Below are 15,663 nucleotides of genomic sequence, written 5' to 3' on the forward strand. Positions count from 1 at the left end.
GCAGGTGGTGAAAGCCTGCGGCCGGGGTGCCCTACGGGAGTGGGCGCCCGACCGCATGGCCCGGAAACGGGATGGGACTGCCGTAGGGGCCGCCGAGCGGCCCCTACGGTCACTTCCAAAGTCTGCGGACCCTCGTGTCCTCGTCGTCGCGGATTTTCATGATCGTGCTTCCTAAGGCCTTGGCCTTGAGCTTGCCGTCGGCGAGGCCCCGGGCCTTCGCCGTCAGGTCGTCGATGACCGCTCTTGCGGCGTCCTCCACCTCCGGATAGTCCGTCCACGACGGAGTGGAGTCGGCCGGGTCGGCATCGGGGTCGGCCATCACGATGTCGTCGAGGATGTCGGTGAGGGATTGTGCGGCCTTCTCCATCGCCTCGGTCGTCGAGGCGACGTCGTCGCCGTCCAACTCCTTGACCTTCAGGTCGATGGCGGCCTGGAGGGACTCCTTGTCGAACTGGCTCTTCTTCCTCCCTCCGCTCCTTTCGCCGTGGCCCGCGCGGTCGCCGGCGTCGACGGTGGCATAGGGCAGGAGGTTCCTGAAGGACAGGTAAGCCTTGATCGACTCTTCGGGCGACCTGGCGGCCATGACGTTCGCCGCCGCGTTGAAGACGGCCGACAATTGCCCGCCGTCCAGTTGCTCGGCGGGGAGCAGCGAGGCGAGCCCCCTCAGCGGGGCGCCTTTGAGATCGGCGGCCACCTCTTTGGCGATCTGCTTCGTGATCTCGCCCTTCTTGCTCTTGGCCACCAGCCTCTTCACCGCGTCGACCTCGTCCACCCACGCCGTCGTATGAGAGCCCATGCCGGCCACGCCGTACGGCGCGGCGGCCCTGCCCACGATGACAAGCTCGTCGCCGCGGAAGGAGACGACGAGGCTCTCGGTGCTGGAGTCGGCCACCCACTTGCTGTCGGCGGCCGGGGTCGGACGCGGCCCGAGAGTGGCGTGCAGAGCCGCGACGCGTTCGCCCAGTTTTTCGATCGCGTCGTCCTCCGCCTCCATGCCTTTGTCGGCCGCCAGGTATCTCTTGAGCATGCCGACGGCGGCACCGGCGGCGTCGGTCGGGCGGTCCTTGTCCGCCGCGTCGAACGTGAGGAACTCCGACTCCTTGACGGCGTTGGGATAGGCCTCGGCCACTGCCGTCTGGTGGTCGTAGAGCAGGCGGGCGAGGATGAGAGCACTTTCCTCACGCGCATTGTCCGCATCGCCGACCAGCCAGTTCTTCAGCTCTTTCAGACCGTCGGACGACTGCTTCAGGTCCGCATGAGGCCTCATCAGCGACGAGGTGCCGACAGCCGTCTTGCCGAGTGTCAGGTCCGATAACGTGTTCAGGGTCTGCTTGATCTGGGTGGGCATTTCGCGGATCTTGGCGTACTCGCTGGTGCTCAGAGTCCCCGAGAGCTTCTCGGCCTTGTCCTTTAGTTTCATCACTTTCGCGTTGAACGCGGAGATATCGCCGCCTACCGCGGTCGCCACTTGCACGCGCGAGGCACCGGGGGCGAGGAAGCCCGAGAGCAGCGCCTCCACTTCGCCCGACAAGGCCACGAGCTCGTCGATGTGACCCGAGATCTTCTCCATCTTCTTCGGCGAGACCGCGCGGTCGGCCGCCGCCTCGCGGACCGCGGCCTCCGTCGAGAACAACCCCCACAGGTTCTCGCGCGCCGTCTCCCGCTCGGTCGACGAGAGGGCCGTCCCCGGGTTGCTCTCGATCTCCAGCACCTCGGCGCGTGCCGAGCCCTCCCCCGCCCCCTTCGAACCGGTCTGGCTCCCCGCCGGCACCGTGGCATAGGGCAGGAAGTTGAGGTAGGCGAGGTGGTAGCCCATCGCCTCGGACAGCAGGCCGGGTGCGCGGGCGGCGGCCTCCCGGCTCGCCTCATCGATCAGCGGCCTGTTGAGCGCGTCCGCCGCCTGCTTCAACAGGCTGTCCACCTGATGGGCATAGTGTTCGAGGGAGCCCTGGCGGTTCTCCTGGTCGTCGAAGTCCAGTGTCTTCCACAGCTTCATGCCGGGTGACCCGTCGTCGGACATCCATGCCTGCGCCCTGCGCTGCTTCTCGTGCAGCAGCCCCACCGCCTCCTTGACCGGCTTGTCGTAGAGAAGGGAGTGCACGGAGTCGACGACGCTTGCCCAGGAGCCGGTGTGGTCGCCCATCTTGCCGCCGATGAGCGGCGACGGCGTGCGCTGACGGCCGAAGGCAATGCTCTTGATCTTGTCGCCCTTGACGGCGACGTATGGCACGAGCTGGACCTTCTTGCCCGCAGGCAGTCCTCGCGGCTCGATCGAGAAAGCTCGCGGGCCCCGTGGGGCGGGAGGCCACGTGGGGCCGGGGTCCGCGGGCCTCGAATGGGGACGCTTCGCCTTGCTCGCCTTGAGCGAGGTCGGCGAGCCGGCGCGGCTTCCAGACGGACGGCTGTAGATCGACTTCGTACGGGCCTTGATCTTTTTCTTCTTGTCTTTGGGCATCGAGACCTGCCTCGTCAGGGGATCGCTCGGTAGAGCAGGATCAGGGTGAAGCCGGCGAGGGCGCTTGGGTCGCCGGCCGCCGTGAACCGCCACGGGCGCCCGCCCGCGGTCAGGCCGGGAGTCTGCACGAGCCGGCCCGCGGTCAGCGCGAGCCGGGCGTCGCCGTTCAGGAGGAAACGCGCGTTCCCTCCGGCTGTGCCGTACTGCGCGACGACCCCGGTGACCTGCCGTCCCGACATCGACGGGAACAGGGCGGGGGTGATCGGCAGCTCCAGTTCCGTGCCGCTCTCGGCGAAGGCGTCCCACGCGTCGGGGAACTGCGCGGCGACGTCGAGGAACAGCGCCGAAGGGTAGGGCTTGAGCATGCCGCGCACGGCCGTGGCGAAGGTGTCGCCGCCGTCCGAGGCGGTATACCGTACGATGATCACCACGTCGAGCAGCCCCGCCGGGGGACGACGTGTCTCCAGCCGCCATCGCGACACCGCGCCGGTGCCCTCGAACGGCAGATAGCGCGGGTCGTCGTAGCGCAGGTCGAACACGCCGCTGTCCTCGCGGCCCTCCTCGACCTCCGACAGCGCGATCCGCTGGCCGGGGCGCCAGTCGCCGCGCAGGTTCGCGGGCGGCAGGCCCTTGGGGTCGAGCAGATAGCGCACGGCCTTCGGGTCGGGTGACAACACGGTCTTGTTGTCGATCTGGGTGAGGGTCGCGTTGGCGGTGACGGGGCCGTCCGCGGTGATGAAGGCGACGCTCACCGTCTTGATCCGGCGCTGGTAGTGGCCGGGGAAGTCCCGGTCGAAGAGGGTCTCGGTGAGGGCGAACTCGCAGCGTCCGTCGTTCTTCAGCGCCAGCAGGGCGGGTGCGTCGAGGTGGAGCAGCGACACCTTCTTGGTGATCTCCATGCCCCGGCTGCCGGAGTCGAAGTAGGCCTGGTTGAGCCGGTCGAGGTCGAAGCCGAGCTGTTCGCCGGCGAGCAGGCCCTTGCGCCTTGAGTCCCAGTAGGTCCCCCTGATGACGCCGGGCGCCTTTCCGCGCTCGGCCTCGTAGGCGCGTTCGGCGGCGCGGGCCATGTCGAGGGCCATCCGGTAGGTCTGGAAGTAGATCCCAGAAACCTGCCCGACCATCCAGCCGTAGAGCTCGGGCCCGGTGAACTTGGAGGTGAGGAAGTCGGCGACGGCGGCCTGGTGGGCGATCTGCCGCTTGTGGATCTCCAGTTCGCGGCGCGCCGTCACGACCTGGAGTTCCGCGCTTGTGACCTGGTGGCCGATCTGCACGACGTCGGCGCGGCAGGTGTCGCGCTGGAACTCCCAGTCCTGTTCCTGGCGCTCCTGCTCGGCCCGCACTCCGAGCACCTCGCCGATTCCGCTGAAGCCCTCGCCGAAGGAGGAGGAGACCTCCGCGGCGGCCTCCAGGGCCTTGCTGACCTGTTCTCCGCCGACCTCGCTGCCCATGATGAAGGGACCGAGCAGTGCCTGCGGAAAGCCCGCGGCGACCCCCGAGCCGATCCGCAGCCCGGCGGAGACGAACTGCGCGGCGGCACCCATCGCCATCATCGCCAGCTGCGCCTCCTGGAGCGGCGACATGCCGTCGTCGATGAGCTTCTGGTAGTACGCGACCCGGTTCTCTGCGGCGGTCCTAGCGTCGCGGAGCTCGGCGAGGCTCTCCTCGGCGATCTTGACCTCGGTCTCCTTGATCAACGTGGTCAGCGCGAGGATCTCGCCGTCCTGCCGGTTCTGCAGGCGCGTGAGCTCCTCGCTGTCGCGGCGGTCGATGACGTCGAGCAGCTGGCTGCCGAGCTGCTGGAGCCGGTCGGTCAGCTCGCGTGCCCGCTGGTAGACGAAGTCGAACCGGTAGGCGGGCACGGGGCCGCCCGCAGCCGCGGCGAGGGCGTCGGCCGTGCCGCCCGAGGCCGCGCCCCGCACCAGCGCCATGACGTCGAGGGGCGGGTCGAACAGCGGCAGCGGACGGCTGATGCCCAGGAAGTCCAGCGATGCACGGATCTTGGTGAGCCGGTCCTCCACACGCGTCCAGTAGTCGAGGAGCTCGGGGTTGCCCGGCACGAAAAAGTAGGGGTTGGCGATGCCCGAGTGCACGATGTCGCCGTCGATCATCTTGCCGCCGGCGGTGAGGTGCGCGACGTCCTCAGCCCCCGTGGCGTTGCCTGCGGGGGTGTACGGCGCGGCGGGGGGCAGCGTCGCGGGACCGAGCATCACGGGTCGGGGGCCGAGCAGGTCGTAGGCGTAGATGTAGAGCATCCGCGCCTCGTCGACCGTCTCGCTCGTGTACAGCTGGAACAGCATGTCGCCCCAGTCGAGCAGGTTGTCTATGTAGCCCATGACCACGGCCCGCCGGTAGGCCTCGGGACGCAACGCGGCGATCGTGTGCGGGTGGTTTGGATCGTCGAGATATGCCTGGAGGAGTGCCTTCCCGTCTCCCATGAGGTTGTACTGCCGGCGCAGCTGGCCGATCAGCTCCACACGTTCGCCGAGGCCCGCCACACCGGCGCCGGGGGGCATGGTGGCCAGCTTCCTCCTGACCTCGTCGAGGCCGGTGTCCGCGAGGAGGTCGAGGTAGTCCAGCTCGGGCTTGGTGAGTTCGCGGACGTGGCGGAACGCGGGTGCGAGGGTCGCCAGTGCGGCGAGGATGGGCTCCAGCTCCGGCTGGACCGGATTCGGCCCCAGATCGGTGAGGTCCTGGCGGCATCCGGCGATGAGTGCGTCGACGTCGGCGGCGAGGAACGGCAGGAACCGCCAGTAGCGGGTCAGCAGGCCCGGGTCGAAAACGTATTCATACCAGCGGCGGGCCTCCTCGAAGCGCTGGGCTCCGTTGAGCGCCTGCGCGATGAGAAGCGGCGCGTGGAAGAAGAGCTCCCAGTAGTACAGGCCGTTGGAGCTTTCGAAGTCCAGGTGCGCGCTGACCGGGATGTAGCTTCCAAGCTCCGGCCGGACCCGCACCGTCGTGGCGTTCGAGACGGTGGTGCTGAAGGCAGGCAACTCGTCCAGTTCCTGGGTGCTCGGGTCGAGCAGCGCGTCCAAACCTCCGGCGAGCAGACGCCGGTTCAGCTCGGAAGCCGTGCTCGAGGTCAGCCGGATCACCTGGATGGGCAGCGTGGCGATCTCATAGGGGCGCGAAACGGTGTCGCCGAGCGGGTAGCGGGCGTACTTCGGTCCGAGGAAGAAGAACAACTTCGTGTCGCTCTCGAACAGTCCGTTGAACCGGCCGGGGAACCCGTCGGGCACCCCGCGCCAGTTGCCCTCGTAAGGCAGCAACGTGAGGTCGGCGTCGGGTTCCCAGTTGCGGGGGACGCGGGCATACCCGGAGGGGGTGAACGCGTACAGCAGGTTCCCGCGCGGGAACACGCCGCGGATCGCCCGCCTCACGGGTTTCGGATAGCCCGCGTCGATGCATTCGGGAATCGTCGTTCTGTCATCGGGGAGGGTGTACCGGACGTACTCCCTTGGTCCGACGAGAAAGAGCTTGCCGTCGACGATGTAGGACGCCGTGACCGCCCCGCTCCGGCCGAACTCGGTGGGAACCCGGCCGAGGTCGCGCGTGGCGAATCTCTCGTTCAGTCCGTTCAATGTGTACGTGCCGCGGGTGTTGTCGAAGGAGAGCAAGGTCGAGCCGATCCGCAGCTCGGGCCCCGGCTTGGCCTGTTCGGGCACACCGTCCCTGTTGCCGGCGAGCGCGAGGGGCTGGGAGGCCGTTGTGAGGTCGGCGGCCAGCCGCACGTACTTGTCGCCAAAGACGACGAACACATCGCCGCCGGACTGGTGGACTCGCTGCACACCGACGTTGGAGGGCACCTTCCACTTCGATTCCGCCGACTGGCGAGTGAGGAGGTCGGCCGAGGTGACGAACCCGTTGCTCGCCCGCTCGTAGAACACCTCGACGCCGTTGGGGATGGTGAACGCCACATCGACCCGGTCCCAGCGCGGCGGCAGTCCGTCGGCGTTGCCCCGGATCTTCTTGGGGTAACCGGGGTCGAGGTCGCCGAGCGGCACCGTCGCCTGGTAGCGGTAGTAGTCCGCACCGGCGAACAGGTAGAGCCGACCGCCTCGGACCACGCCGGCGTCGACGACACCGGTGCGCCACAGGGAGGTGTCGATGATGCCGAACCTCGTGCCGGTCGGTTTCCGGTTCTGATTGGGCGCGGCCTTGCCGGGGGGAACGGCGATGTACTGTCCGGCGCCGGCGTCGAAGAAGTAGAGGGTTCCGTCCCCGAGGCGGAATGCGGCGTCGACCTGACTCCACGTGGTGGGCAGCTGGTCTTGATTGCCGGCATACGGCAGCGGGGGCTCGGCGGCGCCTTCGTCGGCGATGGGCCTGCACAGGAAGCTTCCGCCCTTGTGGTCCACGCTGAACCAGCGGCCGTCCTGATAGTCCGCCGGCGCGTTGAACCGGACGACCTGGCCCTCTCTGATCGCCGTCTCGGGGGGTTCGGCGAACACGCGCTCGAGGTCGGCGGGCTGGGCCGGGGCGACGGTCGTCGTGGCGGTCAGTCCGTACATCTCGGGGGTGAGGGAGAGGGCCGACTTCACGAAACTCAGATCCCAGCGTCCCGCCGAGGGGAAGGTGATGGCGACATAGCTGCACTGCACGACGACGGAGTCGTGCTCTCCCCCGCCGACGTCCGGCACGTGACGCGACGCCTGCACGGCCAGGTCGACGCCGAAGATCAGACCTTCGAGCTCCTTGTTCGCGTCGGGGTCGGCGATCTGCGCGGCCTTGACGTCGGGGTCGGTCTCCTCGATCTTGGCGTCGAGCACCTGCGCCGGCACCCACTCGCCGTTGAGGTTGAGGAACGAGTAGTAGATCTTCACCCGGAAGAGCGGCGGCGGCGTGCTGACGTCTTGGCGCCCGTCTGCGCCGTCCTTGACGACGACGGTTGACTTGGACGGGTCCTCCTTCGGGACGGGCTCCACGACCGACCAGAAGACGAACACCCGGCCGAAGGCGTGCACCGGGTGGACCCGGTCGGCGTCGATCTGCACGTCCACCTTCAACCAGGGATCCCAGGTGGCCGACAGTTTGCCACCGTCGCGGAACTCGGCGGAGCGGTAGTAGTAGCGGCGCGGCTCGGTGCGGGTGCGCCCGAACAGCACGAGCCGCCGCACCCCGGGCGCGGCCCCGTCGGGGTTCCAGACGTAGCCGCCCGCGATCGCCAGCCGGGAGACCTCGGTGTACTCGTCGAGGTAGCGCTTGTAGGCGGCCTGGACGGTCGCGTCGGTGATGTCGCCCTGGAGCAGGTCGTCCTTCAGCGCGGCGAACGCCGGGGTCTGGCGGGTCCGCAGGTCGGGCCGCAGGTAGTTCTCCGGATAGAGGAAGACCTTGCGGTTGACCTCCCAGGTCCGGTAGCTGCGCATCCAGCTCCACCATTTGCGAAGCCGGGCGCGCACCTCCTCCTCGGGGCCGGAGCCGGCAGGCAGGGTGACGCTCTCCAGGCCGAGCAGATAGCGCTGGAGGTAGAGCTGCGTGGCGGCGATGGCCTCGCGGACCCGCGAGGCCCTGCCCTCACCCCCCATGTCCACGTCGATGTAGTACTGCTCGTAAAGGTCGCGCGAGCTGCCGTGCTGCGGGGTGAGCCGGGCGACGAGCGCGTCGCGCTTGAGCACGTTCAACCGGTCGCGCAGGCGGTCCGACACCGCCCGCCACTCCTGTGCGGCGGTGCGCCGTTCGAGCACGGCGTGCAGCGCCGTGGCGGCCCCGTCGAGATCGGGGGCGGCGCCGAACGCCTTCGCCCAGACGCCATGCAACTCGGGGAGGTCGCTGCCGATCTTGCCTGCCGCGGTGAACAGGTCCACCAGGGTCAGCAGGAACTCGATCTCGAACAGGTTCTCCTCGCGGGTGTCGGCCCGCAGCAGGCCCATGTTGCGCCGGGCCCACCGCACCTCGTCGAGGTCCCGCCCGAACGTCTCGGCCAGGTAGGCGTAGGGGTCCTCGGCGCCGTCGAGGAAGAACGCGGCGAGCCCGTCCGGCTGCGTACGGCACAGCTCGGTGAACCTGACGATCGTGTGCACGTCGTTCAGCCGGTAGTCCGCGGTGCCCGACCAGCGGTGCAGGAAGTCCTGCGGGAACGTGCGGTCCACCACGTGGTAGGGGCCGGAGTAGCGGATGTACCTGTCGCCCTTGAGCAGGTAGGTGCGGCCGTCGAGCACGAACGCGCCGTCGGGGCCGGCCTCGAAGTCGGATGGAATGTCACCCCAGTCGTCCTTGACGGTCCTGGGATAGCCGGACTCGACGTACTCCAGCACGCCGTCGGCCGGGTAGCGCACGTACTGGTCGCCGCTGAACACGTACAGCTCGCCTGAGGGCGCGGTGAAGGCCGCGTCGAGCCTGCCGGCCTCCAGTCCGTTGCGGACCAGGCCCCACTTGCCGCGTATCTCGTCGAGGGTTCCGCCGCACAGGACCTGGCGTCCCTTGAACAGCCGGACGACGCCGTCGGAGCCGCAGAACGCGGCGTCCAGGCCGTTCTGGAAGCCGGGCGGCAACTGCGGGATGTTCAGCTCCGCGGCCAGATCGCCGAGCGCGCGCGGGTAGCCGTCGTCCACCCGCGCGCGGTCCCTGCCCGAGTAGCGCACGTACTGGTCGCCGGAGAACAGGTAGAGCTTCCCCTGGTAGACGAGCGCGGCGTCGACCCGGCCGGTCTCCGCGAGGGTGTTGCGCATCCGGCCGAGGGAGCTCAGCGCGAAGGTGGCGGCCTGGGCGGGTGAGGCGGTGTGGCAGACCCCTTCGATGATCACGTGGATGGTGCGGTCGTTGCCGACGATCGCGTCGACCGGCCGGCCGAGTGCGTCCTCGAAGCTCTCGGGGAACTTGGCGAACGGCTCCTCCTTGCGGAGGTTGCCGGCCGTGAGCTTGGGATAGCCGGGGTCGATGTGGTCGTAGACCCGCCCGGTGTAGCGCACGTACCGGTCGCCGGAGAACAGGTAGGTGTGCTCCCCGCGCCAGACGAACGCCGCGTCAACCGTGCCGTCCGCGGCGAGGAACGGGTTGGGCGAGCCGCCCCAGTGGTCCCTGACCGGGCCGCGGGTGCCGAAGGCGCCGTCGCGGAAGTCCACGCACGTGTCGCCGAAGAAGAACCAGGTGGCTCCGTCGGCCGCGCGCAGCGCCGACCGCAGCTTGTCGGGGGCGTCGAGGCCCTGGCCGAAGCCGGGGTAGAGCCGGTCGATCGGGCGGACGATCGACCAGTGGCCTGCCCGGTCGTCGTAGGACACGCACCGCTTGCCCGCGAGCAGCACCAGCGCGGTGCCCTCGACCAGGACGGCGTCGGGTACGGCGAAGCCGTCCGGGGCGCCGGGGAACACCGAGGCCGCCTCGACGGTGACCGGGTAGCCGCCGTCGGGCGCGGCGTAGGAGGTGCCCGAGTAGACCACGTGCCGGACGCGGCCTTCGGCGTCCGGCCTGCCGTACAGGTGCGTCTTGTCGCGATGCACATAGGCCAGCCCGACGCTTTCGAGACCGCCCCAGTGCTCGGCGATCGGCCGCGGGTCGCCCTCGGCGAGCGCCTGGCCGACGTCGTGCACGACGAACTGGTCACCGCTGAACAGGTAGGTCCTTCCGTCGCGGCCGACGAACGCGGCGTCCACCGCGCCGGTCTCGCGCAGCACGTCACGCGGGCGGCCCCACTCGTCGGCGATCGGGTAGGCGTGGCCGACCTCGGTGTTGAAGCAGTTCGTGCCCTTGAACAGGTAGGTGGTGCCGTCGGCGCCCGTCAGCACGGAGGAAAGACCGCTCGCGAACCCCGCCGGCACAGTGCGCAGCGTGCGCGGCAGGAACGGCGTGGCGGCGACGGTGGTTCCCTCCAGCGCCGACAGCCGCTGCCAGCCCGCGCCGGTCTCGGCCACGATCGAGCCGTTTTCGAGGTATGCGCAGCTCAGCCCCTGGAGGGGCAGGTTGTCGTAGCGGCGCTCAGGCGTGGTGGACACCGCGTGGCACTGCCCGCCCCTGACCAGGTAGAGGGTGCGCCGGTCGGTGAACGCCGCGTCGACCCCGTCGAGCGTGACGGACAGCGCGCCGAGGCCCGGTTCGCCGGCGAGCGCGGAGATCCGGCGGGGGTAGCCGGGGTCTGCGGCCTCCGGGCGGTCCCCGGTGTAGCGCGCGAACTGATCGCCGGAGACCAGATAGGTGCGGGTGAACTCCTGGTCCACACCGTCGACCTTCTCCGTGACGCGCAGGACGAACGCCGCGTCGACCTTTCCTGTGCGGGCGAGATTGTTGGCGACGTGGCCCCACAGGTTGTTCACGGCGGCGGGGTATCCGTCGTCGACCTCGGTGTAGTCGTCGGTGGAGTAGCGCACGTACTGCCCGCCGGAGAACAGGTAGGTCCGGCCGTCGACGCCGACGAAGGCGGCGTCGATCCTGCTGAACGGGATGCTGTCCCACTTCTCGCGCAGCGCCATCGGCTCCGACCACCAGCGGTGCCGGGCGTCGAAGCGCACGAACCGGTCACCGGCGAAGAGGTAGGTGCGCTGGTCCCTTCCGGTGAACACCGCGTCGACCTGCTCGAACTGTATGCCTTCCGGCATGTTCCACCAGTTGTCCGACAGCGGCTTGGGGAAGCCCTGGTCAGGGGTCCGGTAGTCGCGGGTGGAGTAGCGCACGTAGAAGCGCGAGCCGCGGCCGTACACCTTCAGCCGCAGCCCCCTCCGCTCCACGACGAGCGCGACGCGCTCGGCGGTGGTGAGGTCCCAGCGCGGCACCGCCCCACCCGTGATCCCGGTGAGGGTGAGGCCGTGCTCCTGGAAGAGGACGCGCAGCGCGGGGGTGATCCGCCCGGCGTCCAGATCGGCCTGGTGGGCGACCGGCAGCTCGAAGAGCATCCCGCCGTCGCCGAACAGGTAGGTGCAGCCGTCCATGACGAACGACGCGCGCACCCGGTCCAGCCCTCCCCAGTCGCCGGGGATCAGACGCGGATATCCCGGATCGGCGACCGAGTAGTCGGAGGTGGAGTAGCGCAGGTAGGTCTGGCCGCTGAACACGTAGGTGCGGCCGTCGAGCCCGGCGAACGCCGCGTCGACGTGCGCCCCCAGCGGCGGACGCAGGAGCCGGCCCCAGCGTTCCGCCGTCGGCAGGATCGTGCCGGTGCCGTCGAGCGCGACGGTCTTGCCGTCCTTGAACAGGTGCACCACGCCTGACGGGTCGGTGAAAGCGGCCTCCACCCCGCTCTCGAACTGCGGCGGGACGCCCTGGAGGCGGCGCGGCACGCCCTCGTCGGCGACGACGCCGGGGTTCTCGACGCTGTCGGAGTAGCGCAGCGCCTCACCGCCGAGGATCAGGCGCACGGCCGAAGGCTCGGTGTAGGCGGCGTCCAGGCCCTTCAGCTCGGCGAATGCCGACCCGGTCAGGCCCCACACCTCGGCGGCGGGCCGCTCACCTCCCGCGGTGATCGAGCGGTCGCCCGTGAACACGTGCACGACGCCGTCGAGGTCCTGGAAGCAGGCGTCCACGGTCTCCCGTACGGCGGGCAGCGGCAGCCCCTCGAAGGTCCGCCACTCGTCGACGTCGCGCGGGTAGCCCTCGTCGACGGTGTCGTATGTGCCGGAGTAGCGCACGTACTGGTCGCCGGCGAAAAGGTAGGTGCGCCCGTCGAGGTCGGTGAACGCGCTGTCGATCCTGGCCGGATCGGCGAAGGCGTTCTTGACCTTCCCCCACGCCTGGGTCTTGCGGCCCCAGCGGGTGCCGCCCGGTTCACGGGTGTACGCCAGGGGCGAGCCGCCGGCGTCGCGCCCGACGAGCCAGGCGACGCCGCCGGGCCGTACGAACGCCGCGTCCACGGTCGTCAGGGCGGCCAGGTTGGGCGACAGCTCGGTGAGCGGGAGACGGGCCGGGCTGGTGAGGGCGCGGGTGACGGCCGAGTAGGCCCAGTAGCCGCCGTCGTCGCCGAACAGCAGGATCGTGCCGTCTCCGGCGTCGAGCAGGGCCTGGATGCGAGTGACGCCCGGCGGCAGGGTCAGCGGCTCGGGGAACTTGCCGACGAGGTCCTGGTCGGCGAAGACCACACGCACCTCGACGGCGTCGAGGCCGAGCTTGGCGGCGAGCAGGGCGAACCTGCGGATCCTGCGGTGGGCCAGGCGCAGCCGCGGGTCGTCGGGCAGCTCGGGGAGGTCGAGCGCGGGGGCCGCGAGCAGCACGCGGGCCTGCCGCTCGCCGCCGGCGACGCTTACGCACAGCGCCCGCGCGGTGTCCTGGTCGAGGCCGAGCACGTCGGCGAGGCAGGCGTAGAGCGTCTCGTCCTGCCGGCCGGCGAGCGCCACGAGCCGGTCGACGACCTCCTCGACGGCGGCGGTCAGCTCCTTGGCCACGTCGTGGAGCAGGAAGAAGACATCGCGGGAGTAGTCGATCATGCCGGGCAGCTCGAACGCGAGGGAGTTGTCGGCGTTGGCGAAGTAGCCCAGCTTGGCGGCCGGCACCGACTGCCGCTCGTCGAGAGCGCCCGTCTCGACCAGATGGGCGAAAAGCGCGGCGCGCTGCGCGTCGGTGAGGCCGAGGGTGGTGAGCGCCGCCGGCTCCAGCCGGTAGGGGGCCTCGTCCTTGAGCACCTCGACGAGGCGGCCGAACACGAGTTGCTCGTCGGTGGCGCTGAACTGCGGGCCGAGCGAGACGGCGCCCTCGGGGCCGGCGAACCGCGACGGGTCGATCACCCGGCCGTCTGCGAGCTCGACGCCGTCGAGCGCGGCGAAGGCACGGGCGGCGGCGAGCTCGTCGGCGACCTCGGCGAGGTCCTCGGCGTCGAACGTGGTCAGCTCGGTGTGGAAGGCCGCGATCTGGCCGCGCAGCGCGGAGAGCACGGCGATGCGCACCACCGCGAACTCGGCGGCCAGCCCGAAGTCGGCCGGATCCAACGTGAGCAGCCTTGCCTGGTCGGTATAGCGGCCGGCGGCGTCGATGTGGCCGTTGAAGCGCAGGCTCTCCAGCAGCCGGGCCAGCTGGGCTCCGGTGAACCGCAGCCCGGCCAGCGCCGCCTCGTCGAGCTTGAGCGCCTCCTCGCGAAACCGGTCGAGGCGCTCTTGGATGAGGCCGGCGACGGGCTTGACGGCGTCGGCGAGGTCGACGTTCACGGTGAAGCCCGGCGCGTTGCGGGGATCGAGGAAGAAGCCGGGGTCGCGGAGTTCGCCCTCTTCGTCGATGTGGCCGTTGTAGAGGAGGTTGTCGTACAGCTCGGCCCGCAGCTGCGGGGTGAGGCCCTCGACCGCGAGCGTCTCGAGGTCGGACGGATAGTAGGCCGCGGTGCCGTTCACGGTGGCGGAGATCGCGGTGAACAGGGCTTCGCCGTACGGCGTGAAATCGCCCGCGAGGTCCTCGGAGGTCGCGGCGGTGAGCGTGCCGTCGGCGCGCAGCCGCCCCCGATACACCAGATTGCGGAAGATCTTCCCCTGGAGGCGGTCGCCGAGACCGAGTCCTGTGAGGTCCGAGGGGAAGATCACGCCGAGGTCGGTGACGGCCCGGTGGGCGGCGGCCTCGGCTTTGGCACGCTCCACCTCCAGCAGACGGCTGCCGACGGACGCCACGACCCCCTCATCGAACGCGACGAGCACGTCGTGGATCACCTCCGCGGCCCGCTCGCCGAACCGGTCGGACACCAGCGTCCGCGGGGAGAGCGCGACCGGGTCGAGCTCATCGCTCAGCCGGTCGAACAGTGCCTTCAGCTCGCCCGGATCGGGATCGGGCCGGCCGCCGAGGATCTCGGCCAGCTCCGAGCCCTCGAACCCGGCGGTGCGCATCCAGCCGACGACGGCGAACAGCGTCTGCACCAGCCAGAGCGTCGACACCGCCGCCGAGTCCCCGCCCTCAAGGACCTTGTGCAGGTCGCGCGTCTCGGGCCCCGCCTCGCCGAGGACGGCGAACGTCGTATACCGCTGAAGCCCCGGGTCGCCCTCCAGCGCCACGAGCACGTCGAACAGCTCGCCCGCGCCGACGCCGAGCGCCGACGCCAGCAGCCCCACCCGCCGGAGCAGCGAGATCTCCGGCATCGCGATCGTGCCGCGGTCGAACGGGCTGGGGTCGCTCGCCGAGTAGCGCTCCCGATAGCGGCGGACGATCTCCACGATGTCGGGCTCGGCGACGCCGATGACGGCCGCCAGCCGGAAGCGGTAGTCGCGGTTGGCGGGGGTGAGGATGTCGCCCGAGCCGAACTCGACCTTCACCTCCTCGTCGGGCTTCCACTCCACGACAAGCTCGCAGACGTCCTTGATCTCGACCCCGCTCACCCGGCCGAGCCGTACAACCCCCGCCACCGCGCGGAGCGCGGACTTGTCCAGCAGGCCTCCGGCGTACGAGGTCAGCACGAGGTCGAGATCGGTGAGCGAGAGGCCGGTCTTGCGGGCCAGCCGGATCAGCCGGTGCGCCCGGTCGAGCCACCGCGGCGGCAGGTCGGCGGCGCCCCCGGCCGGGATGAGCGCGGACTCGTCGTCCACCTTGAGCGTGACGTCGTTCAACTGCCCGCCGAGCGCGACGAGTTCACGCAGTCGCGGGTGGTCCAGCCCGGTCGCCTCGTTGAACCGCCGGGTGACCAGCAGCGCCTTGAGATCCTCATCGCCGGCGAGGCCGTAGCGCTCCTTGAGCACGGCCGGGTCCGTGCTGGATCCGGTGACGACCTCCACGTCCTCGGCGCTGAGTTCGAGATACTCCCGCGCCGCCACATCGTGGTCGACGCGCGCCGCGAACAGCCGGTAGAGCTCCTCCGGCGTCACCTTCAACTCCTCCAGGCAGACCCGCAGCCGCTCGGAGTGCAGCGAGAACGGGAGCCCGAAAGGGTGCGTGTCGTTACGCAGAGTGTCGTACGGAGCGTTCCCGATCAGCCGCTCCAGCACCTCGTTGACGACGTCGAGGTAGGCGATCTCGGTGAACGTGTTCTTCTCGTCGAGCAGGAACTCCGTCAAGTCGGGCCGCCGCCGCAAGAGCTCAAGCTGGTCGAACGTCCCCTCAAGCAGCCCAAGCAGCTCCACAAAATAAGCGGCCGGTGAGTACACCGACCGCGCGTCGTCCGCCTCGGGAAAACGTATTTCTCCAAACAACCGTGCGTAGTCGGGCGACGATCCTGCGCTCATCATGCTCATCTCCCCAAAAGGCCCCGGAACGGCGCCTCATGATCCCGAAGATGAACAACCCACGCCTACTTACCAGTCCGACATATCTCTAATCCTCCTTTCATCCACTACAAAACTCCCCTTTTCTAGCAAGCCACTGCTTATCGGTGTGTCCCGGACCGT

The 15,663-nt window shown here is 69.7% G+C and carries 2 protein-coding genes; both read right to left on the reverse strand.

Annotated elements, in window-relative coordinates:
• Nucleotides 1-109 precede the first annotated feature (109 nt).
• Nucleotides 110-2,455 (reverse strand): hypothetical protein, encoded by a 2,346-nt coding sequence (locus tag Ssi02_RS15640; protein ID WP_204026168.1) that lies wholly within the window; start codon nt 2,453-2,455, stop codon nt 110-112.
• Between the two features lie 14 nt (nt 2,456-2,469).
• Nucleotides 2,470-15,501 carry a Tc toxin subunit A-related protein gene (locus Ssi02_RS15645; RefSeq protein ID WP_204026170.1) on the reverse strand — a complete coding sequence of 4,344 codons (13,032 nt, stop codon included), beginning with the start codon at nt 15,499-15,501 and terminating at the stop codon, nt 2,470-2,472.
• Nucleotides 15,502-15,663 lie beyond the last annotated feature (162 nt).

Source organism: Sinosporangium siamense (assembly GCF_016863435.1).
In the GTDB taxonomy this organism is placed as follows: Bacteria; Actinomycetota; Actinomycetes; order Streptosporangiales; family Streptosporangiaceae; genus Sinosporangium; species Sinosporangium siamense.